A 21,333-nucleotide genomic window follows, 5' to 3' on the forward strand; every position below is an offset into this window, starting at 1 on the left:
TCAGCCGAAACTGATACCCACCTGACCGAAGGCACCGAAGTCCGCCTCCACATGGCTGCCCGGCGGGCATTCGAGCGGACGGATGAACGAGCCCGACAGGATCACCTGTCCCGGCCGGATCGACTGACCGTAGGTGCCCATCCGCTCGGCCAGCCAGACGATACCCATCACCGGATCGTTGAGCACGCCCGCGCCCAGCCCGGTCTCCTCGACCTCGCCGTCGCGGCTGACGATGGCCCCGACCCAGCGCAGGTCGACCAGCCGCGGATCGTGCCGTGCCTCCCCCAGGACGATCCCTGCATTGGCCGCGTTGTCGGAGATCGTGTCGACGATCACCCTTGCCTGGCCCGTCGCCGGATCGCTGCGCAGGATGCGGGTGTCGAGGATCTCCAGCGCGGGGCAGACGTAATCGGTGGCGGCGATCACCTCCTCCCGCGTGACCCGGCCGTCCAGCGGCGCCTTCATGACAAAGGCGATCTCCGCCTCCACCCGCGGCTGGATGAAGCGGCCCCCGGGCACCATCCCGCCCGTTTCAAAGGCCATGTCGTCGAACAGCACACCGGAATCCGGCGTGTCGATCTTCAGCGCGTCCTGCATGGCCCTCGACGTCAGCCCGATCTTCCAGCCGATCACCTTGCGGCCCTCGACGAGCTTGGCCGTCATCAGCGCCGCCTGCACGGCGTAGGCGTCGTCCATGGTCATGCCCGGATGCTTCAGGGACAGGAGGCCGATCTGGCTGCCCATCTTCTCTGCCTGCAAGAGGTCCGTGGCGGCGGCGTGGATCTCGTCCTCGGTCATTCGTCCTCTACCCCGTTTCTCAGGATGCCGATGCCCTCGGCTTCCACCTCGACCACGTCGCCGGGTTTCAGCCAGACCGGCGGATCGAACCGCGCCCCTGCGCCGGTGGGCGTGCCGCAGACGATCACGTCGCCCGGCACCAGCGTGGTGAAGGTCGAGACATAGTTCACGATGTAGCGGAAATCATACAGCATCCGCGACGTGCGGTCCTTCTGGCGCACCTCGCCGTTGACCCGCGTCTCCAGCCCGATGTCGTCGAGTTGCGCGGGATGGGTGAATGGCACCAGCCACGGCCCCATCGCGGCGGACCGGTCCCAGTTCTTGCCCTGCGTCACGTTGAACTTCGCGTGACGCACCCAGTCGCGGATCGTGCCCTCGTTGCAGAGCGTCAGCCCGATGATGTGGTCATAGGCCGCCTCGCGCGAGATCCGCCGCCCGCCCTTGCCGATCACGATGGCAATCTCGCCCTCGTAATCCAGCTGTTCGCTCTCCGGTGGCCGCACGAGGTTCGCGCCATGCCCGACAAAGGACCGCGGGAACCGGATGAAGAGAGAGGGCTTGCCGGGGGCCTCCTGCCCGTCCTTGTACTCCGCGTTGCGGTCGGGGAAGTTGACGCCGACGCAGATGATCTTCTCGGGCGTGCGCACTGGGATCTCCAGCACCGCATCGGCATGGGCCACGTCCGCCGTCTTCCCCATGGCCGACTGCGCCAGCCCCTTGAGCGATCCCGCCGCGATCACCTCGCACAACCCGGGATGTCCGTCGAAGCCGGTCATCTCGACCAGCCCGTCCTCCTGCCACAGCCCGTATTTCGCCCGGCCCTCGTGGGTGAAGCTGACAAACCTGACCATCACATCCTCTCCGAAATCTCGCGGATCACGTCCGCCGCCATCATCACGTCGTCGCGCGTGCAGTCGAACTGGCCGACCTGGAAGCGCACCACTTTGCGCCCGGCGAACATGCCCTGCGTGACATAGATGCGCCCGTCCGCGTTGATCGCATCCACCAGCGCCTGCTGTGCCGCATCGTCCCCCGGCCCGCGGAAGGTGAAGAGCGACAGGATCGGCTCCGTCACGATCTCGAAGCCTTGGGCCCGCAGCGCCTCGCACACCTCGCCGGACCAAGCGACGTGGTTGCGGATGCGCGCACGCAGCCCCTCCAGACCGTAGTACCGCAGCATGAACCAGAGCTTGAGCGCCCGGAACCGCCGTCCCAGCGGGATGGTCCATTCCGAATAGTTCACCACCTCCGAGCCGGAGGTCCTGAGGTACTCCGGCTCGATCTTCAGCGTGTCGATCTGCTGGCGCGGGTCCTTCAGGAACTGCACGGAACAGTCGAACTGCGCGCCCAGCCACTTGTGCGGGTTGAAGACGATGCTGTCGCAGGCCTCCACCCCCGGCCACATGGCGTCGCGGATTTCCGGGCAGATCATCGCTGCCCCGCCCCAGGCCGCGTCGAGGTGCAGGTACAGCCCCTCCTCCCGCGCCACAGCGCCCACGGCTGACAGGTCGTCCCAGGCGCCGATGCCGGTGCCGCCGGTGATCGCGACAATGCCCGCCGGCACATGGCCCGCCGCCCGGTCCGCTTCGATGGCCGTCCGCAGCGCGGCGGCATCCACGCCATAGGATGGCGCGCCAACATCCGGCAGCTTCACGAGGTTCTCCTGCCCGATGCCCGCCACCCAGCAGGCCCGGTCGATGGAGGAATGCGCCTGTCCCGAACAATAGATCCGCAAAGACCCCTTGCCCGATAGCCCCTCGCGGTTGCCCGACCAGCCGGTCGCCCGCTCCCGCATGGTCAGCACAGCCGACAACGTGGCCGACGAGGCCGAATCCTGGATCACCCCGGACCAGCCCTCCGGCAGGCCCACCGCCTGCCGCAGCCACTGGACCATGACGCCTTCCATCTCGGTCGCAACCGGCGAGGTCTGCCACAACATGCACTGCGGCGCCATCACCGTGACCAGCATCTCCGCCAGCATCGAGGGCGGCGCGGCATTGGCCGGGAAGTAGGCGAAGAACCGGGGATGCTGCCAATGCGTCAGGCGCTCGGGCACAACGCGCAGGAAATCCTGCCAGATCGCCTCCATGCCTTCGCCGGTCTCGGGCGGGGCTGCCTCCAGCAAGGCCGCCGCCTCCCCGGGCTGCACATCCGGCCGCACCGGCCGGTCCCTGAGCGTCTTGTGATAGTCGGCCCCGAAAGCCGCCGCCTGCGCGCCCCAGCGCGCAAATTCATCCCAATCCATCTTTCCTCCGTGCAGCGCGCCGCATTTGGCGCACCCTGCCCTTCATCTTGGCCCAAATACCTCGGGGGCGCCGCCGGAGGCGGCGGGGGCAGAGCCCCCCGGGCCGCACCACAAGTGCATCCAGCACCACGCGGCGCACCTGAATGCCCGCAACCACATCACCCTCGGCACCACACATCAACACGCCCGATCCCCGATCATCCTTCCTTCACCGACTCGGCCCAGAGTGGAGGGCGGTAGGGAGGGGGAAACACCGACAAGGCCATTCATAAAGCGTTCACCACGTCGGCCAACCTGTCAGGGCGCCACGATCGGCGTCGCCTTCAGTTCAGCCGCGCGCGGCTCCACCCCGTGGAAAAACGACCCTTCCTCGAACCACGACCGCGGCGCAGGCGCGCCCCAGAGCGTCTGGCGCTGCGGGTCTTTCAGGTCCCAGCGGATCGGTTCCAGGTCCGGGTCCACTGTCTGGTAGTCCGAACAGTAGATCTCGATCCGGTGTCCGTCGGGGTCGCGGATATACAGGAAGAAGGCGTTGGAAATCCCGTGCCGTCCCGGCCCCCGCTCGATATTGGAGAGGTAGCCGGTCGTCGACATCAGGTCGAGCAGGTCGATGATGTTCAGCGGCGTCGGCACCCAGAACGCGGTGTGGTGCAGCCGCGGCCCCGTCCCGTTGGTGAAGGCCACGTCGTGCACGCCGCCCTTGCGGTGCATCCACGCCGCCCAGAGCTTTCCGGACGCGTCGTCCTCGGTGTATTCCGTCACCCGGAACCCCAGCTTGCCGTAGAAGGCAACGGCGGCATCCACGTCCGGCGCGAAGCAGTTGAAGTGGTCGATCCGCAGCGGCTTCACCCCGTGGTACAGCTTGTACTGCTGGTGGATCGGCGGCAGGCGATCCATCCTGTGATAGAACTCCATCGGCGCGCCGAAGCAGTCCACGGTCCGCAGCGTCCGCCCCTGGTGCGACCGCTCCACCCAGTCCACCGCATGGCCCCGGTCCGCGAACCAGTCATGCGCGCGGTCGAGGTCCTCCTCGGCATAGACCTTGTAGGCCAGGTATTGCACCGCCGCGGTGTCCGTCTTGCGCAGCACCATGCAGTGGTGGCCGCGCTCCTCCAGCGCCCGCAGGCACAGCATGTCGGCGGTCTCCTCCGTCACCTGCAGACCCAGCGTATCCACGTAGAACGCCTTCGAGGCCGCGAGGTCCGTCACCCCGAATTCCACGTGGCTCAGCCGCACGATGTTGAAGGGCGGATATAGGTTCGGTTCGGGAATCGGCATCTCTCACTCCTCCGGGGACGGCCCGCGCCGCCGCATGTCTCTCTTCCATCGGGACCGGGGGCCGCTCTCCTCAACGCCCCCTCGGTGCCCGTCAGCCGCCCAGCCTGGGGATCCGGTGCTCCGTCGTGGCGAAACAGACGTTCACCGTCTCCATGTAGAAATCGAACGACCAGTCGCCGCCGTCGCGCCCGATGCCGCTGGCCTTCACGCCGCCGAAGGGCGTGGGCAGGTGGCGCACATTCTCAGAGTTCACCCACATCATCCCCGCCTCGAGGGCCGAGGTCATGCGGAACGCCCGCTCCAGGTCCCTGGTCCAGAGATAGGCGGTCAGGCCGTATTCCGTGTCGTTGGCGATGCGCAGCGCGTCCGCCTCGTCCCTGAAGGGGATCGCGGTCAGCACCGGGCCAAAGATCTCCTCCCGCGACACCGCCATCTCGTTGGTGGCATGGGTGAACAGCGTGGGCGCCACGTAGCAGCCGGTCTCGCCCAGCTTCTTCCCCCCCGTGGCGATGGTCGCGCCCTCGGCCACGGCCTTTTCAAAGTAGGACAGCACCTTCTTCTCGTGCACCGGATGGATCAGCGGGCCGATGACCGTCTCCGGGTCCAGCGGATGGCCGACCCTGATCCGCGCCGCCCGTTCCGCCACCTTCGCGCAGACCTCGTCGTAGACGGTGTCCTGCACCAGCAGGCGCGACGACGACGTGCACCGCTCGCCGTTCAGCGAGTAGATCATGAAGACCGCCGCATCCACCGCGCGCTCCAGATCGGCGTCGTCGAAGACGATCACCGGGTTCTTGCCGCCCAGTTCGAAATGCACCCGCTTCAGCGTATCGGCGCCCTGCCGCATGATGTGCGAGCCGGTGGCGCTCTCGCCGACGAAGGCCACCGCCCTGATGCCGGGATGTTCGGTCAGCGCCCGGCCGCAATCCTCGCCGAAGCCGTTGACCACGTTCAGCACTCCCGGCGGCAATCCCGCTTCCTCGGCGATCTCAACCAGAAGTCGCGCCGTCAGCGGCGAGAACTCCGCCGGCTTCTGGACCACCGTGCAGCCCGCCGCCAGCGCCGGTGCGATCTTCCACGTCGACAGCATGAAGGGCGTGTTCCACGGCGTGATGACCCCGACCGGCCCGATCGGACGGCGCGAGGTCATGTTGACCTGCCCCGGCGCGTGCAGGGTCTGGCCGTCGCAGGCCTCCGGCGCCTTGTCCGCGAAGAAGCGGAAGTTCTCCGCCCCGCGCACCGCCGCCTTGGACATGAAGCGGATCGCCTGACCGGTGTCCATCGCCTCGACCACCGCGATGTCGTCCGCCCGCGCCACGATGGCATCCGCCACCTTGTGCAGCAGGGCCCGGCGCTCCTTGCCCGGCATCGCCTTCCACTCGGCAAAGGCTGCATTTGCCGCCTGCACCGCCGCGTCGATCTCGGCCGCGCCGCCGCGGGCGACCTGCGCCAGCACCGCCCCATCGACCGGCGAGACGGTCTCGAACGACGCGTCCGAGCGCACGTCCCGGCCGCCGATGCGATGCGCCACACCGCCCGAGAAGCGCGCCAGCGCCGCCTCCGCCCGTGCCAGATTTCCCGCCAGATCCGCCATCTTCCCGGCCTCCTGCTTCATCTTGGTCCAAATACCTAAATGCCGGCCTCAGCCGTTCGCGTTGTCCGCCGCCAGGCGCGCGTGGATCGAGTTCGCCTTCCACGACAGCTCCGGATCGATTTCCCGGATCTCCAGCGAGAGCATGAAATGCGGCGCGGCCAGCTGGTCCGTGCAGACCGCCTCGGCCACCTGGAAGAGCTGCCGCCCGGCCTCGGCCAGCACGTCCTTGTCGCGGCCCGCCCCCACCGAAAGCTCCAGCGCGAGGAAGTGGTTGACCACTCCGTGACCCGGGTTCGCGTCGCCCACCATGGCCAGCGAACAGCGGTGCATCTTCACCCGGATACCGCCCAGCGGAAAGACGCCCGTCTCCGCCATGGCGGCGTGCAGTGTCCGCCCCAGCACCTCCATGTCGAGGTGCGCCTCAAGGCCCGCCGAGTATTCGCAACGCAGATGTGGCATGTCATCCTCCCTTTGACACTTAACATGTTAAGTTTTATTCTGCCTGTCAACAGGAGACTTCAGATGCCCGATTTCCCGCTGTCCCAGACCCGCCGGACCCTGCCTATCGCGCTGCTGCGCGCCCGCGAAGCGGTGATGGAGCGGTTCCGCCCCATGCTGCGCGCCATCGACGTGACAGAGGCGCAGTGGCGTGTGCTGCGGGTGGTGCAGGAGATCCCGGGAATCGAACCGACCCGGCTGGCCGAGCAGGCGGTGATCCTTGCACCCTCGCTGACCCGCATCCTGAAAACGCTGGAATCACGCGGACTTGTCACCGTGGAGCGCGCGGCAGAGGACCGGCGGCGCACGCAGGTGCGGCTTGCCCCCGGCGGCGACCGGCTGCTGCGCGAGGCCTCGCGCGAAAGCGCAGCGATCTATGCGGCCATCGAACGGGAATTGGGGGCAGAGGATCTTGCGGCGCTCATCGACAAGCTCGACGTGCTGCTGACGCGGCTGAACGGGCCCGGGGATGCCGCCGACGGTTGAGTTCAGCCCTTCAGCGACGCCCTGACCGATTGCAGCGCTCCGTCGATGGTTCTTTCCGCTTCGGCGCGGGCATCTCCCAACACCAGCGCCCCGGCCCGAAGTTTCGACACACCGGAGGCGTCGCAAGGGCACCAGCCGGATGCGTCAGTCAATCCGGATCGGCCGGCGATGTCGCCCGCCATCATCGGACTGACGAAATTCACCGCGTCCGCCAACAGAAGGCCCGCGTCCGTCTCGATCCGTCCATTCCCGGCATCCACCGACAGGACACGGCCACCTGCGCCCGGCCCGAACCACTCGCATGACAGGCCGGCGCTCAGGGCGGCACGCTTCAGCACCGGGTCTGCGGAGCCGTCGAGGACGGTCATCCGTGCCTCGGGGCGGTTCGCGGCCAGCCACCGGCCAAGAGTCATCGCGCGCTCCGCCGCCACGGTCCGGTGGCTGACTTCAGCCGGCAGCCGAAGGACAAGGTGCCCGCGCTCCGGCATTGCGCCCAAGGCTGCCATCAGCCGCCGTGCCTCGCGCGGGCTGCCCCAGGCCGCAGGCCATGCGAAGCGGGCGGCGGCGTCGAGCCCGGGGATGTCTTCCGGGCGGGGCATCGTTCCCGGGGCGACGCAGATCCGGTCGAATGCCTCCGAACGGCCGGAGAAGAGGGCGATCCGTGACGCCCGCCAGTCGATCCCGATCACCTCGTCCAGCAGGACCTCCACCCCATGTGCGCGAAGCGTCTCCAACGTCACGCTGGCACCGGGTGCAGCAAAGGCTGTGGCCGGAACGGGGGACAGGCGGGTCGGGTCGCGTTCGACCAAGAGGACGGACGTCGCGGGCTGCGCGGCCTTCAGCGCCAACGCCATGGCGGCACCCGCAGCACCGCCCCCGACCACCAGCGCCCGCCCGCGCGAAGGCAAGGACAATGTCAGTGCGGCGGCGCCTGCAAGGGTCAGCATCGACCGGCGGGTCAGGCGATTGCGTATCGATGAACCTGTCATTTCGGTTTTCCTCTAGCGGGCCGGGGCCCTGTCATGTCCGCTTTTCAAGAAGTTCGGCGTCGGGATGGATCGGACGGTAGATCTCCACCCGGTCCCCCTCCGCCACGGGTTTGTCGAGCTTTGCCACCGCGCCGAAGATGCCCACCCGATTGACCCCGAGGTCGATCTCGGGGAACTGCTCCAGCAGGCCGGAACGCTCGATCACGTCGCGCACCGTCGCGCCCTCCGGCACGTCGATGTTGCGCCAGACCTGCGCGGTCGGCTTTGCATAGGCAACGCCCACGTTCATCGCTGTTCTCCTTCCGGTGGGGTCAGCACGCCGGCGGCGATGAACTCACGCGCTGTCGCGTCGAGCGAACGGGCGCGGGCCGGCGCCTGTGCGCGACGATCCATCCGGCCTTTCAAGGCCAGCAGGACGCCCAGCACGATGAATCCGCCGGGCGGCAGGATCAGGATCAGGAAACCGTCATAGCCGGGCAACACTGTCGTTTCGAGGAACCCGAAACGCGGTCCCAGCAGGACTGCTGCATTGGCGAACAGCGTCCCCGATCCGAGGATCTCCCTCACGGCGCCCAGGCCGACAAGTGCCAGCGTGAAACCCAGGCCCATCATCAGCCCGTCCACCGAGGACGCCAGCGGCGCCCTGCGGGAGGCAAAGGCCTCTGCCCGGCCCAGAATGGCGCAGTTGGTGACGATCAGCGGAATGAACAGACCCAGGACCTTGTGCAGATCGTGCACCCATGCGTTCAGCGCCATGTCCACCACTGTCACGATGCAGGCGATGATGAGAACGAAGGCGGGGATGCGGACCTCTGGCGGGATGAACGACCGCAGCAGCGACACGGCAAGCCCCGAAACCACCAGCACGGCGGTCGTCGCGAGGCCCATCCCGAGGCCGTTGGTGGCGGTTCCGGTGACCGCCAACAACGGGCAGAGCGCAAGCAGCTGGCCGAAAACGATGTTGTTGTTCCATAGCCCGTCGCGGGCGATCCTGGCGTAGTCGGTCATTGCCCAGCCTCCTTGCCCAGAGGTGCAAGCAGCACGTCGCTCTGGCGCGCAAACATCTCCAAACCCCGATGCACGGTGGCGACCACGGCCCGCGGCGTGATCGTCGCCCCGGAGAATTGGTCGAAGACACCGCCGTCCCGCTTCACCTTCCACTTGTCAGGCAGCGGATCGGCCAGAGAACGCTCCGCAAACCCGAGGATCCAGCCGTCCTTCGCCACTTCGATCTTGTCGCCCAGACCCGGCGTCTCGGCATGGGACAGGACACGCACGCCCAGCACAGACCCGTCCGGCGCAATCCCGAGCAGCACCCGGATTGCCCCGCCATAGCCGTAGCCGGTCAGTTCGAAGGCGACACCGGTAACCTGCTGCCCTTCGACCGCGAGATAAACGGGGACACTGCCTTCCACCCCGTCCTCGACCATGCGCTCAGTTGTGCCGGGATCGTTGTCGTGATCCTCAGGCGGCAGCACCTGAAGCAGGGAGGCGTTCAGATCCTCCGTCGCGCGGGCCGCAATGGCCGGCCGGGTCAGGTCGTCGGACAGGCCGAGGATCAGCGCCGTCGCGAGCGAGAACGTGCCCAGCATCAGCGCCGGACGCGCAGCCCCCGCGCGCGATACCGAGGGCGAGGCCTTGGGAGAAGCAGGCTGGTGACAACTCATGACCGGTCTCCCAGCGGCAGGGGGTCCCCCTTGCGGGTACGCCCGAAGATCCGTGGCCGCACATATGTGTCGATCAGTGGCGTGCAGGCGTTCATCAGCAGCACGGCAAAGGCCACGCCTTCCGGAAAGGCTCCCCAGGTGCGGATGACAAAGGTCAGGCTGCCGATCCCGACGCCATAGATCGCCTTGCCCATCGCCGTGACCGGCGAGGTCACGTAGTCCGTCGCGATGAAAAAGGCGCACAGCATCAGCGCGCCGGAGCCGAGGTGCACGGCCGGAGGCGCAAAGTGCAGCGGGTCGATGAGCCAGGCCACGCCGGACAAGACCGCGACGGAACCCAGCACCGCCAGAGGTGTCACCACGTTGATGATCCGCAGCAGCACCAGGGCCAGTCCGCCGCCCAGAAGCAGCAGCGCCGACGTCTCGCCCAGCGACCCGGGGATGCGCCCGGTAAAGAGCGGCCAGGCCCCGCCCGCCTCGGCCATGATCTCCGGCACCGTCCGCCCGGCGTTGAGTTGGCTCTGCATCGTCCCCAGAAGCGAAGCGCTACTCATGGCGTCGAACACCGGCGTGCCGCCGAAAGTGACCGCCAGCGCCTGCGCGAGGTCGGGGCCATGCGCCGCGTCGAAAGGGGCGACCCATTGCGTCATCGGCACCGGCAGCGCAACCAGCAGCATCGCCCGTGCGACCATGGCCGGGTTGAAGAGGTTCTGCCCCAGCCCGCCGAACATGTGCTTGGCAATAACCACCGCGATGAAGGCGCCCGTGACCCCCACCCACCACGGCGCCCATGGCGGCAGGGTCAGCGCGACGAGCCAGCCGGTCAGCAGGGCCGAGCCGTCCCTGGCAAAGCGCGCAACGGGTCTGCGCGCCATCCAAAGGCATGCCAGTTCGATCAGGTAGGCGGATGCCACGGTCACGCTGAACAGGAAGATCGCCGGCAGACCGAAATGGTAGAGCCCGAAAGCCGTGGCCGGAGCGAGACAGACCATCACGGCCACCATCGTCCGCGCGACATTGAACATCGAGTGCGTATGCGGCGCGCTGGCGAGAATGACACTCATTTGGCCGGCTCCCCTTCGGATGACGTGGCCACCGCCTCGGCCGCCTTCTTCGCCGCCATCTCGGCCTTGCGTTTCGCCATGGCCTGCCGCTTCTTCTCGGCAATCGCGTCCTCCCGGGCCGTCCGGGCGGCAGCGAGGCGCTTGGTTTCTTCCTGCTGGTGCTTGCGGGCCGTCCGCTCTGCCAGCCTGCCCTTGGCAAAGTTGAACCCCTGCACCAGCGGGATGTTCGATGGGCAGATGTAAGAACAGCACCCGCAGGACACGCAGTCGAGCAGACCCACGCCGGCTGCACCGTCGAGGTCGTCCGCCTGGATCTTTGCGTTCATTTCGAATGGCGTGAGACCGCAGGGGCAGGCCTGCACACAGGTGCCGCAGCGGATGCAGGGCATGACGTCAGCCTTGCGCGTCTCTGCCCTTGTGAGGGCGAGCACCCCGTTGGTGCCCTTTACCAGCGGCACGCGGCGGTTGGCGATGGGCATGCCCATCATCGGCCCGCCCAGCAAAAGACGGTCCGGCTCCTCCACCAACCCGCCACAGTGCTCAAGCAGATCGGCGACCGGCGTGCCGATCAGGACGCGCGCATTCGCCGGCCGCCGGATGCCCTTGCCCGAGACGGTGACCACGCGGCTGACCAGCGGCTCGCCGTAGCGGACCGCATGATGCACGGCCTGCGCGGTTGCGGCGTTGTGCACGACGACGCCCAGTTCTGCAGTCAGCGCGCGGGCCGGTGTTTCCAGTCCGGTCACGACCTTCACGAGGTGCTTTTCCGACCCCATCGGATACTGCGTCGGGACAACCTTTACCCGCAGCTTCAGACCGAGCCCGAGGTTGTGGCGGCGCATCGCGGCGACGGCCTTCGGCTTGTTGGCCTCGATGGCGACGACGATCTCTCCGACCCCCAGCGCCCGCGCCATGATGCCCGCGCCGTCCGCGATTTCCTCGCCGTGTTCCTGCAACAGCCGGTCATCGCAGGTGAGGTACGGCTCGCATTCGGCTGCGTTGATGATGAGCGTCCTGAGCGGATAGCGGTCGCGCAGGTTCAGCTTGACCGCCGCCGGGAAGGTCGCCCCGCCCATGCCGACGATGCCCGCCTCTGCCACGCGGGCGGCGATCTCTTCCGGCGTTGCATCCTCCGGTCGCAGACGCGGGAGGCGATCACCCCAGGTGTCCTGTCCGTCGGTCCGGATGGTGATCGTCGGCACCGGAAGGCCCGAAGGATGCGGCGCGGTGAAATGGCCCACGGCGATCACCCGTCCGGAGGTCGGCGCATGCACGTTGGCCGAAACAGGACCGCGCGCCTTGCCGATCAGTTGTCCTTTGAGGACGAAGTCGTCACGCGCCACGACCGGTTCCGCCTGCACGCCGATATGTTGCTGGAGCGGCACGCGCACCAGGGGCGGCACCGGCATGGTCTCGATCGCGCAGTCCGCAGTCAGGTACTTGCGCGTCTCCGGATGCACGCCGCCCCGGATGGAGAACAGCGTCGCAGGAGCCAGGAAGGAGCCGAGGTTCAGGCTCATGCCGCGACCTCCGCGCTTGGCAATGCCGGTTTCGACCAGTACCAGCCGCGCAGGGTCTGCGGTTTCGACCTCAGCAGGATCGCCTGCGTCGGGCAGACTTCCACGCATGCATCGCAGCCGATGCAGGCGTCGGTGACGACGGTGTGGATCTGTTTGGCCGCACCGACGATGGCGTCGGTCGGGCAGCGCTTGAAGCACTTGGTGCAGCCCGTGCAATGATCCTCGAAGATGAAGGCCACCAAGGGGACGGCCTCTTCGACCCCGCCCGCGCTGGCAAGGTCCGCGCCCATGATTTCCGCCAGCTTCACCGCGACGTCGCGCCCGCCCGGCGGACACAGCGTCACCCGCGCGCTGCCATCGGCGATGGCATCCGCAGCGCCCCGGCATCCCGGGAAACCGCATTGCCCGCAGTTGGTGCCGGGCAGGACGCTTTCGATTTCATCCACGATGGGCGGTGTCTCGACATGGAAGCGACGGGCGGCCACGCCCAGCAACAGCCCGAAACCGAGACCAAGCGCGGACATGGAAGCGGCGGCAGCGATCATCGGAAGTCTCCCCTTTCAGTTGGGAACCAGCCCGGCAAAGCCGAGGAAGGCCATCGACAGGAGGCCGGCAGAGATGAAGGCGATGGGCGGGCCGGCAAAGGTCTGCGGCACGGACATCTCCGCCAGCCGTTCCCGCATCCCGGCAAAGATGACGAGGACGATGGTGAACCCGAGGGCGGAGCCGAAGCCGTACAGCAGGCTTTGCGCGAACCCGTGGCCCTCCTGGATGTTCAGGAGGGCGACTCCCAGCACCGCGCAGTTGGTGGTGATGAGGGGCAGGTAGATCCCAAGCGCCCGGTAAAGCCCCGGTGCCAGCTTGCGCATCACCGTTTCCGTGAACTGCACGATCGCTGCGATCACGAGGATGAACGACAGTATGCGCAGGAACTGCAGTTGCATGGGGATCAGGATCGCCGTCTCGACAACCCAGCTGGCGGCGGCGGCCAGCGTCAGAACGAAGGTGGTGGCCAGCCCCATGCCCACCGCCGCGTCGATCTGTTTCGACACCCCCATGAAGGGGCAGAGACCGAGGAACTTCACCAGCACGACGTTGTTCACGAGGGCGGTGCCGAGGAGGCTCATGAAGAGGTCCTGCATGGTCAGAGGTCCTTTCCGCGGGATGGCCCGACAGGGCGTTCGGAAGGGGTGCAGCAAGGGGCGTGCCAAGCCGTCCCGGGCCCCGGCGTGCCCCGCCAGGACGGGCGCCCGCGTGACCGCCCCGGGCGCCGTTGTCCCAAAGCCGACAATTTGTCCGGCAGCCGGTGTCGGGAAGCCTGCCCTGCGCAGTCCCTTTATGGCCGTCCGCGCTTGGCACCGACCTTGCTGAACACATGGAAACCGGGCCGCACCGCAAGCCTCTTCCGTTCTCAAGGACCCGCACCATGCCACACGCCAAGCTTACGTTCACCGACGTGTCGCTCACCGTGAACGTCCCCGCCGGCACCCGGATCATCGAGATCTCGGAAAAGATCGGTGCCGGCATCACCTACGGCTGCCGCGAAGGGGATTGCGGCACATGCCTGACGTATGTGGAGGAAGGAGCGGAGAACCTCTCGGAACCCTCGGCACTTGAGGCACAGGTCCTGCGCGAGGCGATGGCCGGGCGCAACGACCGCCTCGCCTGCCAGTGCCAGGTGCTGGGCGGCACCGTCAAGGTGCGCCCCGGCTGACGCCGTCCCGAGATGAACGCTCAACCCTCTGAAACCACGAAAGGAAACCTCCCATGGCCATGCTCATTGTCTCTGACCTCTGCACGTCCTGCGGCGACTGCGAACCCGTCTGTCCGACCGGCGCCATCGTCCCGCAAAAGGGTGTCTTCTTCATCAAGGCCGACATCTGCACGGAGTGCGAGCCGGACCACGACATGCCGCAATGCCTGTCCGTCTGCATGGAAGACGGCTGCATCATCCCCGCGGAGTGACAGGTCATGGACGACCGGATGATACGCCGGACCCTGCGGGTGGCATCTGTCGGGGAAGGACGCGTGGCGCTTGAAGCCAAGCGCCTGACCGCCTGCACCACCTGCGCCGCTCGCGCCGATTGCGGTGCCGGGGCGCTGGCAGAGATGGCGGGCGATGACCTTCTGCGGCTGGAGCTGGACAGCCACGCCCAAGTGGCACCGGGGGACGATGTCGTGGTGTCCATGCCCGCCGGGACCTTCCTCGGCGCGGCGGGGCTGGCCTACCTGTTGCCGCCCGCCGTTCTCGTCCTTGCGGTGGCGGTTTTCTCGGCACTGGGGCTTTCGGACGGACCGATGGCCCTGCTGGCGGTCCCGGTGCTGGCGGTCTCCTTCCTGCCGCTCTGGCGAGCGGAACGGACGGGGCGCCTGACGGATGACATCCGCATCGAACGCGTGATCCCGGCGGTTCGAAACTGATGCGCGGGCCGCGCCTCTCCCTGCCGGGGCTCGCCTTGCTGAGCGCGCTGGCCCTCTTCGGCACCCTGCGCGCCGCAGAACCGGAGAGCGAGGCGCGCACGACGCTCTATGTCTTTGGCACACTTGTGGAAATCGTGCTTTACGGCGTCGATCACCAGACCGCAGAGAGCGCCTTTTCGACCCTGTCACACGACCTTCGGAAGATGCACGCCGAGTGGCACGCATGGCAGCCGGGCGCCCTTGGCACCTTGAACGCGGCATTGGCAGAGGGGCGCACCGCCGAGGTCGGGGACAGATTGGCAGATGTGCTGAGGGAGGGATCGGAGTTGTCGTGCCTCAGCCACGGCACATTCGATCCGGCAATCGGGCGGCTGATCGCCCTATGGGGATTCCATTCCGACACACCGCCGGAGGACGGGCTGCCCGACCTGGCACAGGTGGACGCGCTGGTGCGTGCGCAGCCGCGCATGGCGGACCTGACGATTGACGGTCGGCGCGTGTCCTCGGCCAACCGGGCCGTGCAGCTCGACCTCGGAGGATACGCCAAGGGGGCCGCGATGGACCTTTCGGCGGCCCGTCTGAGGGCGATGGGCGTGGAGAATGCGGTGCTCAATTCCGGCGGCGACGTGAACGTGATCGGCACCCACGGAGACCACCCCTGGCGCGTGGCGATCCGCGATCCGTTCCAATGGGGCGCCGTTGCCGCCGTCTCACTCCGGCCCGGGGAAACCCTATATACATCAGGTAATTACGAACGCTTTTTCGAACACGACGGCACGCGGTTCGCGCATATTGTCGATCCGCGCGACGGGTGGCCCGTGCGAAACGTCGTGTCGGTTTCGGTGCTCGACGACAACGGCACGCGGGCCGATGCGGCAGCCACCGCGCTGTCGGTCGCAGGGCGCAAGGACTGGCCACAGGTGGCGGCGGACATGGGCGTCACGGCGGTGCTGATGATCGCTGACGACGGCTCGATGCTTGCGACGCCCGCCATGGGCGCACGGCTGGAGATGATCGGCGGCACCCCTGCCCCGGACATCGTGACCCTGCCCGACCCCGTCCCGCCCGACTGCTGAACCCCGGACACGAGACTTCCTGCCACGACCTTCACACCGTCCAAACCACTTCATCCAGAAAGGGCCCGACATGGCCAATATCACCTTCCAGTCCCCCATCATGCACCGGGACAAGACCGTCTATGCCGTTGCAGGCAATACGAAAACCATTCTCGCCGTGGCGAGGGACAACGCCATTCCGATCCCCTTCGACTGCGGCGACGGCAACTGCGGGTCCTGCCTGATCGAGGTCACCTCGCTGGATGCCAAACCGGCGATGAGCATGGCGCTGACCGAAAAGGAAAAGGCCCGCCTGAAGGAACTGCAGAAGATCACCGATGCGGAGATCGCGAATGCGGAAGTCAACGACGTGCCGCCGCGGTTCCGGCTGGCCTGCCAGTTCATCGCCCGGGACGAGAACGTGACGGTCCGTTTCCCCGGCACACCCGGCGGCTCTTTCTGAAGGCACGCCGCCGCAGTGCGGCGCGAATTTTCAGCAGACGATACAATTGCTTGAGGGACATACCAGCCATGCGCCCCGCAACGATTGACGCGGCGCAGCACAGAGGACACCCAAGGGCCAAACCTCCCATCAGCGACAGGAGACAGATGATGAAGACCGGAACCAGACTGCCCGACGTGACCTTCCGCACCCGCGTGCGCGACGACAGCATCGAGGGCCCGAACCCCTTCCGCTGGCAGGACATGACCACCGCCGACTACTTCGGCGGCAAGCGGGTGATCCTGTTCTCCCTGCCGGGCGCCTTCACGCCCACGTGCTCCACCTACCAGCTGCCGGGATTCGAGGACAACTTTGCCGCCTTCCAGGAGCAGGGGATCGACGCGATCTACTGCCTTTCGGTCAACGACAGCTTTGTCATGAACCAGTGGGCCAAGGCGCAAGGCATTGAGAACGTGAAGGTTATCCCCGACGGTTCGGGCGAGTTCACGCGCCGGATGGGCATGCTGGTGCACAAGGACAACCTGGGCTTCGGCGCACGGTCCTGGCGTTATGCGGCCATCGTCAACGACGGCGTGGTTGAGGCATGGTTCGAAGAGCCGGGCCTGATGGACAACTGCCCGGACGACCCCTACGGCGTCTCCTCGCCGGAGAACCTGATGGCCCACCTGACGCAGGCCGTGGCCGCGGAATAAGCGCCTTTCCGAGGCAAAGACAAAGCCCCGCCCGACCGGCGGGGCTTTTTGCTGCGTACGCGAGACAACCGGCCCCAAAGCCCTGTCATCAACGCAGCGGCCGCCCCGTTAAACACGCCGCGTTAACCGTTTGTTATGGTGAGTCCCGGCCGGTTCGATACCCTGAACCGGCCGGTTGTTAACCTTTCCTGCCGCAGCGCGGCGTGGGCGAATCGGGCGTTTCGCCCCGGATCGGTCCATTGCGGCCCCTTCCCGCCGGAAAGGCCCGAAACCGGCGCCGGGGGCGGATCACGTTTCCGTGAACCGCAGGCATTTTTTTCATGCCGCCCCCGGCTCAGAGGCTTTCGGCGTGGGCCTTGAAGTTGTTCAGGATCGCCTGCCAGCCCTCGCGCTGCATCTCGACGGAGTGCTGCGTTTCCGCGTCGAAGACGGTGACCACCTGCGTGCCGCCGTCGACCGGGGTGAAGGTCGTCTCTGCCAGCCGTCCGTCGTCCATCAGGAAACTGGCTTTCTCCTGCGGCACGACCTCTTGGTAGCTGGCCGTGAAATCGAAGCCGAAGGAGCCGTCCTTCGCCTCCATCCGGCTGCGGTAGGCGCCGCCGGGCCGCAGGTCGACGGAAGCCGAGGGGCAGCACCAGTCGTCGCTGGCAAAGTTCCACCGGGTGATGTGGTCCGGCGTGGTCCAGGCGGTCCAGACGGTCTCGGGCGGCGCGTCCACCTGCGCGGAGATGGTGACTTTCTCAAAGCTCATGTCGGGGTCCTTTCGGTCGTGAGGTCGTCGAGCAGGGTGTCGAGGCGGGTGAGCGAATTGGCCATGCCCGCCTCCATCCCCATGTCGATCACCGTCTGCAGATCCTTTTCGGAGGCGTAGGCGATGACCGTTCTGACGGTGGTGCGGTCGCCCTCGCCGGTGAAGCGCACCTCCCAGTCGGAGGCCGGCATGTCGGGGTTCACCGCACCGTCCGCGTCGGAAAAGGCGTCGCGGGAGGTGTAGCGGTCCTGCGCCTCGATGCGGATGTAGTCGAAGCGGTTCCAGTATTCCGCGCCGTCCGGGTCGACCATGGCGAAGTGCCAGTGCCCGCCATCGGAGAAATCCATGGACTTCGTGCGCGCGGTGAAGGGTTCGGGCGCGAACCAGCGGTCGAGAAGGTCCGCCTCCGAGTGGCAGCGCCAGACCAGCGCCTTCGGTGCCGCGAACTCGCGCGTGATGGTCAGGCGGTGCGCGGGCATATCCGCCTGAAAAGTAAAGCGCAGGTCAGGTTTCATTCTTGTCCTCCTCCGTGAGGGTCGCCAGCAGGGTGTCGAGCTTGTCGTAGCGGCTTTTCCAGACGTCCCGCTGGGCGTTGAACCAATCCTCGATGAGGGCCAGTCGTTCCGGTTCCAGCGTGCATGTCCTTACGCGTCCGGTCTTCTCGGTGCGGATCACGCCCGCGTCTTCCAGCAGCCGCACGTGCTGCAGGAAGGATGGCATGGCCATGTCGAAAGGACCGGCCAGTTCGCTGACCGTCGCGGCCCCGTGGCCCAGCCTTTGCACCACGGCGCGCCGGGTCGGATCGGAGAGCGCATGGAAAAGCGTATCGAGGGGAGCGGGTTGCTGTTTCATGCCGCTACCATGCCTCGATTCTTTAGTTAGGTAAATGCCTAAGCTTCTGAACCTGACCGCGCGGCGAGGCCACGCCGGGCCGCTTTGTCGGCTTTTGTCCGACAGCGGGTGAAACCGGACACTTTGTCGGGCGCGGGCACCTGCCCTGCACAGCGGATTGTTCCCAAAGGATTTTCCGGATGGACTCCCGGCTGAAAGGGCTTGGCACAGAGCCTGCTGATCCTTCCCCGAGCGCGGTCGCGCGCCGTCTCGTCCTCGATTGAGAATTAGCAACCAAAGGAAACTCGACATGAGCGAACTTCGTCAGATTGCCTTTTACGGCAAGGGGGGGATCGGCAAGTCCACCACCTCGCAGAACACCCTCGCAGCCCTCGTGGAACTCGGACAGAAGATCCTGATCGTCGGCTGCGATCCCAAGGCCGACTCCACCCGCCTGATCCTGAACTCCAAGGCGCAGGACACGGTGCTGCACCTCGCGGCCGAGATGGGCTCCGTCGAGGATCTCGAGCTGGAAGACGTGCTGAAGACCGGCTTCAAGGACATCAAGTGCGTCGAGTCCGGCGGTCCCGAGCCGGGCGTCGGCTGCGCCGGCCGCGGCGTCATCACCGCTATCAACTTCCTCGAGGAGAACGGCGCCTACGATGACGTGGATTACGTGTCCTACGACGTTCTGGGCGACGTGGTCTGCGGCGGTTTCGCCATGCCGATCCGCGAGAACAAGGCACAGGAAATCTACATCGTCATGTCCGGCGAGATGATGGCGCTTTATGCCGCCAACAACATCGCCAAGGGCATCCTGAAGTACGCCAACTCCGGCGGCGTGCGCCTCGGCGGCCTGATCTGCAACGAGCGCCAGACCGACAAGGAACTGGAACTGGCGGAGGCGATGGCCTCCAAGCTGGGCTCGAAGCTCATCCACTTCGTGCCGCGCGACAACATCGTGCAGCACGCCGAGCTGCGCCGCCAGACGGTGCTGCAGTACGCCCCCGAAAGCCAGCAGGCGGAAGAGTACCGCCAGCTTGCCAACAAGATCCACGGCAACTCTGGCAAGGGCGTGATCCCGACTCCGATCACCATGGAAGAGCTGGAAGAGATGCTGATGGAGTTCGGCATCATGCAGTCCGAGGAGGAGCGCCTCGCGGCCATCGCCGCCACCGAGGCGGTCTGAGCGCCCCGCGGGGCGGCGTGCCACGGCGGCCGCCCCTTTGCGACATGACGTAGGGTGGGCCTTCGGGCCACCCTGCCCCGCCCACCCCGAACAGTCCCAAGATCAGTGAGAGGAGCCAAAAGGATGGCCAAGGATCACGCAACAGGGCCGGAAGACTACGAGGCAATGATCGAGGAAGTCCTCGAAGCCTATCCGGACAAGGCGAAGAAGCGCCGCGCCAAGCACCTGACGGTGTCGAAGGCGAGCGACGAGGAACCCGATGCGACGACCGGCATCGCCTCGAAGTGCGACACCCAGAAATCCAACATCAAGTCCGTTCCGGGCGTCATGACGATCCGCGGCTGTGCCTATGCCGGATCGAAGGGCGTGGTCTGGGGGCCGGTCAAGGACATGGTCCACATCTCTCACGGCCCCGTCGGCTGCGGGCAGTATTCGTGGTCCCAGCGCCGCAACTACTACATCGGCAAGACCGGGGTGGATTCGTTCGTGACGATGCAGTTCACCACCGACTTCCAGGAGAAGGACATCGTCTTCGGCGGCGACAAGAAGCTGGCCAAGACGATCGACGAGATCGAAGAGCTGTTTCCGCTGTCGAACGGCACCACGATCCAGTCCGAGTGTCCCATCGGCCTGATCGGCGACGACATCGAGGCCGTCGCGCGCCAGAAGCACAAGGAGCACGGCAAGACGATGGTGCCGGTGCGTTGCGAGGGTTTCCGCGGCGTGTCGCAGTCGCTGGGTCACCACATCGCAAACGACGCGGTGCGCGACTGGGTGTTCGAGAAGGGCGAAGGCGCCGGTGCGGGCTATGAGCCCGGACCCTACGACGTCAACGTCATCGGCGACTACAACATCGGCGGCGACGCCTGGGCCTCGCGCATCCTGCTGGAAGAGATGGGCCTCAACGTGGTCGGCAACTGGTCCGGCGACGCCACCCTGGCCGAGATCGAGCGCGCGCCGAAGGCGAGGCTCAACCTCATCCACTGCTACCGGTCGATGAACTACATCTGCCGCTACATGGAAGAGAAGTACGGCATCGGCTGGATGGAGTACAACTTCTTCGGCCCGACCCAGATCGCCGCCTCGCTCCGCGCTATCGCGAAGAACTTCGACGAGACGATCCAGGAGAACGCCGAGAAGGTCATCGCCAAGTACCAGCCGCTGGTGGACGAGGTCATCGCCAAGTACCGCCCGCGTCTCGAGGGCAAGTCGGTCATGCTTTATGTCGGCGGCCTGCGTCCGCGCCACGTCGTCACCGCATACGACGACCTCGGCATGGTGATCGCCGGCACGGGTTACGAGTTCGGCCACAACGACGACTACAAGCGCACCGGCCACTACGTGAAGGAAGGCACGCTGATCTACGACGACGTGACCGGCTACGAGCTGGAGAAGTTCATCGAGAAGATCCGCCCCGACCTCGTGGGTTCCGGCATCAAGGAGAAGTACCCGGTGCAGAAGATGGGCATCCCGTTCCGCCAGATGCACTCGTGGGACTATTCCGGCCCCTACCACGGCTACGACGGCTTCGCGATCTTCGCGCGCGACATGGACATGGCCATCAACTCGCCGGTCTGGAACATGTACGACGCACCGTGGGAGGCCCAGGCCATCGCGGCAGAGTGACGGGCGGCGCCGCGGCCCGGACCGGCGCGGTGGGTCGATGACCCGCCCGGCGGACAGAGGGTCGCGGCGCGGACAGCGGGGCCAGAGGGCCCACCCCGCGGAGGGCGGACGCCGCCCTCCCCATCTCCAGAACTGTTCTTCCACACCAGGCGCGTCTCGGAATGCG

At 66.7% G+C, this 21,333-nt stretch carries 26 protein-coding genes; 9 read left to right on the top strand and 17 right to left on the bottom strand.

Going from position 1 to position 21,333, the window contains the following annotated elements; all coding sequences use genetic code 11:
- From hpaH to QNI11_RS15005, 6 genes are all read right to left on the bottom strand, one after another.
- On the bottom strand, window positions 1-798 hold the full coding sequence (gene hpaH, locus QNI11_RS14980; protein WP_283980717.1) for a 2-oxo-hept-4-ene-1,7-dioate hydratase: 798 nt from the start codon (window positions 796-798) through the stop codon (window positions 1-3).
- Window positions 795-1,649: a fumarylacetoacetate hydrolase family protein gene (locus QNI11_RS14985; protein WP_283980718.1), complete on the bottom strand. Its 855-nt coding sequence runs from the start codon at window positions 1,647-1,649 to the stop codon at window positions 795-797. The genes hpaH and QNI11_RS14985 overlap by 4 nt, the downstream gene beginning before the upstream one ends.
- Window positions 1,649-3,043 (bottom strand): pyridoxal-dependent decarboxylase, encoded by a 1,395-nt coding sequence (locus QNI11_RS14990; RefSeq protein ID WP_283980719.1) that lies wholly within the window; start codon window positions 3,041-3,043, stop codon window positions 1,649-1,651. The genes QNI11_RS14985 and QNI11_RS14990 overlap by 1 nt, the downstream gene beginning before the upstream one ends.
- A gap of 297 nt (window positions 3,044-3,340) precedes the next feature.
- The gene (hpaD, locus tag QNI11_RS14995; protein ID WP_283980720.1) at window positions 3,341-4,321 is read right to left on the bottom strand and encodes a 3,4-dihydroxyphenylacetate 2,3-dioxygenase; all 981 of its coding nucleotides are present in this window, start codon (window positions 4,319-4,321) and stop codon (window positions 3,341-3,343) included.
- Between the two features lie 91 nt (window positions 4,322-4,412).
- Window positions 4,413-5,915, bottom strand: coding sequence for a 5-carboxymethyl-2-hydroxymuconate semialdehyde dehydrogenase (gene hpaE / locus QNI11_RS15000; protein ID WP_283980721.1), 1,503 nt, complete (start codon window positions 5,913-5,915; stop codon window positions 4,413-4,415).
- A gap of 48 nt (window positions 5,916-5,963) precedes the next feature.
- Window positions 5,964-6,374 (bottom strand): 5-carboxymethyl-2-hydroxymuconate Delta-isomerase, encoded by a 411-nt coding sequence (locus tag QNI11_RS15005; RefSeq protein ID WP_283980722.1) that lies wholly within the window; start codon window positions 6,372-6,374, stop codon window positions 5,964-5,966.
- 63 nt (window positions 6,375-6,437) lie between these two features.
- On the opposite strand from QNI11_RS15005, the gene hpaR reads away from it, so the two are divergent.
- Window positions 6,438-6,899 (top strand): homoprotocatechuate degradation operon regulator HpaR, encoded by a 462-nt coding sequence (gene hpaR / locus QNI11_RS15010; protein ID WP_100929814.1) that lies wholly within the window; start codon window positions 6,438-6,440, stop codon window positions 6,897-6,899.
- A 2-nt stretch (window positions 6,900-6,901) separates the two neighbouring features.
- Here hpaR and QNI11_RS15015 read toward each other — a convergent pair whose 3' ends face one another.
- Genes QNI11_RS15015 through rsxA form a run of 8 tightly spaced genes read right to left on the bottom strand, consistent with a single transcriptional unit; the run spans window position 6,902 to window position 13,281 of the window.
- Window positions 6,902-7,888: an FAD-dependent oxidoreductase gene (locus tag QNI11_RS15015; protein ID WP_283980723.1), complete on the bottom strand. Its 987-nt coding sequence runs from the start codon at window positions 7,886-7,888 to the stop codon at window positions 6,902-6,904.
- A gap of 31 nt (window positions 7,889-7,919) precedes the next feature.
- On the bottom strand, window positions 7,920-8,177 hold the full coding sequence (locus QNI11_RS15020; RefSeq protein ID WP_283980724.1) for an RnfH family protein: 258 nt from the start codon (window positions 8,175-8,177) through the stop codon (window positions 7,920-7,922).
- Window positions 8,174-8,896 carry an electron transport complex subunit E gene (locus tag QNI11_RS15025; RefSeq protein WP_283980725.1) on the bottom strand — a complete coding sequence of 241 codons (723 nt, stop codon included), beginning with the start codon at window positions 8,894-8,896 and terminating at the stop codon, window positions 8,174-8,176. The genes QNI11_RS15020 and QNI11_RS15025 overlap by 4 nt, the downstream gene beginning before the upstream one ends.
- Window positions 8,893-9,555 (bottom strand): RnfABCDGE type electron transport complex subunit G, encoded by a 663-nt coding sequence (locus QNI11_RS15030; protein WP_283980726.1) that lies wholly within the window; start codon window positions 9,553-9,555, stop codon window positions 8,893-8,895. The genes QNI11_RS15025 and QNI11_RS15030 overlap by 4 nt, the downstream gene beginning before the upstream one ends.
- Complete coding sequence (locus QNI11_RS15035) at window positions 9,552-10,619, bottom strand: RnfABCDGE type electron transport complex subunit D (RefSeq protein ID WP_283980727.1); 1,068 nt, start codon at window positions 10,617-10,619, stop codon at window positions 9,552-9,554. Before QNI11_RS15035 ends, QNI11_RS15030 begins: the two co-directional genes overlap by 4 nt.
- Window positions 10,616-12,139 carry an electron transport complex subunit RsxC gene (gene rsxC, locus QNI11_RS15040; protein WP_283980728.1) on the bottom strand — a complete coding sequence of 508 codons (1,524 nt, stop codon included), beginning with the start codon at window positions 12,137-12,139 and terminating at the stop codon, window positions 10,616-10,618. Before rsxC ends, QNI11_RS15035 begins: the two co-directional genes overlap by 4 nt.
- Entirely contained in the window at window positions 12,136-12,684 is a 549-nt protein-coding gene (rsxB, locus tag QNI11_RS15045; RefSeq protein ID WP_283980729.1) for an electron transport complex subunit RsxB, read from the bottom strand. The genes rsxC and rsxB overlap by 4 nt, the downstream gene beginning before the upstream one ends.
- Before the next feature lie 15 nt (window positions 12,685-12,699).
- Window positions 12,700-13,281, bottom strand: a complete 582-nt coding sequence (gene rsxA / locus QNI11_RS15050) for an electron transport complex subunit RsxA (protein WP_100929807.1) — start codon at window positions 13,279-13,281, stop codon at window positions 12,700-12,702.
- Between the two features lie 284 nt (window positions 13,282-13,565).
- Here rsxA and QNI11_RS15055 point away from each other — a divergent pair, with 284 nt between their 5' ends.
- From QNI11_RS15055 to QNI11_RS15080, 6 genes are all read left to right on the top strand, one after another.
- The gene (locus tag QNI11_RS15055) at window positions 13,566-13,853 is read left to right on the top strand and encodes a 2Fe-2S iron-sulfur cluster-binding protein (RefSeq protein WP_100929806.1); all 288 of its coding nucleotides are present in this window, start codon (window positions 13,566-13,568) and stop codon (window positions 13,851-13,853) included.
- Between the two features lie 53 nt (window positions 13,854-13,906).
- Window positions 13,907-14,104: a 4Fe-4S binding protein gene (locus QNI11_RS15060; RefSeq protein WP_283980730.1), complete on the top strand. Its 198-nt coding sequence runs from the start codon at window positions 13,907-13,909 to the stop codon at window positions 14,102-14,104.
- A gap of 6 nt (window positions 14,105-14,110) precedes the next feature.
- Window positions 14,111-14,560 (top strand): SoxR reducing system RseC family protein, encoded by a 450-nt coding sequence (locus QNI11_RS15065; RefSeq protein WP_100929804.1) that lies wholly within the window; start codon window positions 14,111-14,113, stop codon window positions 14,558-14,560.
- On the top strand, window positions 14,560-15,636 hold the full coding sequence (locus tag QNI11_RS15070; RefSeq protein WP_283980731.1) for an FAD:protein FMN transferase: 1,077 nt from the start codon (window positions 14,560-14,562) through the stop codon (window positions 15,634-15,636). The genes QNI11_RS15065 and QNI11_RS15070 overlap by 1 nt, the downstream gene beginning before the upstream one ends.
- Window positions 15,637-15,706: 70 nt before the next feature.
- On the top strand, window positions 15,707-16,078 hold the full coding sequence (locus QNI11_RS15075; RefSeq protein WP_100929802.1) for a 2Fe-2S iron-sulfur cluster binding domain-containing protein: 372 nt from the start codon (window positions 15,707-15,709) through the stop codon (window positions 16,076-16,078).
- Between the two features lie 149 nt (window positions 16,079-16,227).
- Complete coding sequence (locus QNI11_RS15080; protein ID WP_100931004.1) at window positions 16,228-16,770, top strand: peroxiredoxin; 543 nt, start codon at window positions 16,228-16,230, stop codon at window positions 16,768-16,770.
- A gap of 334 nt (window positions 16,771-17,104) precedes the next feature.
- On the opposite strand, the gene QNI11_RS15085 is transcribed toward QNI11_RS15080, so the two are convergent.
- Genes QNI11_RS15085 through QNI11_RS15095 form a run of 3 tightly spaced genes read right to left on the bottom strand, consistent with a single transcriptional unit; the run spans window position 17,105 to window position 18,373 of the window.
- Complete coding sequence (locus QNI11_RS15085; protein ID WP_283980732.1) at window positions 17,105-17,521, bottom strand: SRPBCC family protein; 417 nt, start codon at window positions 17,519-17,521, stop codon at window positions 17,105-17,107.
- On the bottom strand, window positions 17,518-18,036 hold the full coding sequence (locus tag QNI11_RS15090; RefSeq protein ID WP_283980733.1) for an SRPBCC domain-containing protein: 519 nt from the start codon (window positions 18,034-18,036) through the stop codon (window positions 17,518-17,520). The genes QNI11_RS15085 and QNI11_RS15090 overlap by 4 nt, the downstream gene beginning before the upstream one ends.
- Entirely contained in the window at window positions 18,026-18,373 is a 348-nt protein-coding gene (locus QNI11_RS15095) for a helix-turn-helix transcriptional regulator (RefSeq protein WP_283980734.1), read from the bottom strand. Before QNI11_RS15095 ends, QNI11_RS15090 begins: the two co-directional genes overlap by 11 nt.
- Before the next feature lie 289 nt (window positions 18,374-18,662).
- On the opposite strand from QNI11_RS15095, the gene nifH reads away from it, so the two are divergent.
- Window positions 18,663-19,541 carry a nitrogenase iron protein gene (nifH, locus tag QNI11_RS15100; RefSeq protein WP_100929798.1) on the top strand — a complete coding sequence of 293 codons (879 nt, stop codon included), beginning with the start codon at window positions 18,663-18,665 and terminating at the stop codon, window positions 19,539-19,541.
- A 123-nt stretch (window positions 19,542-19,664) separates the two neighbouring features.
- Complete coding sequence (gene nifD / locus QNI11_RS15105; RefSeq protein ID WP_283980735.1) at window positions 19,665-21,167, top strand: nitrogenase molybdenum-iron protein alpha chain; 1,503 nt, start codon at window positions 19,665-19,667, stop codon at window positions 21,165-21,167.
- Window positions 21,168-21,333 lie beyond the last annotated feature (166 nt).

The sequence above is a fragment of the Sagittula sp. MA-2 genome (assembly GCF_030126985.1).
GTDB lineage: Bacteria > Pseudomonadota > Alphaproteobacteria > Rhodobacterales > Rhodobacteraceae > Sagittula.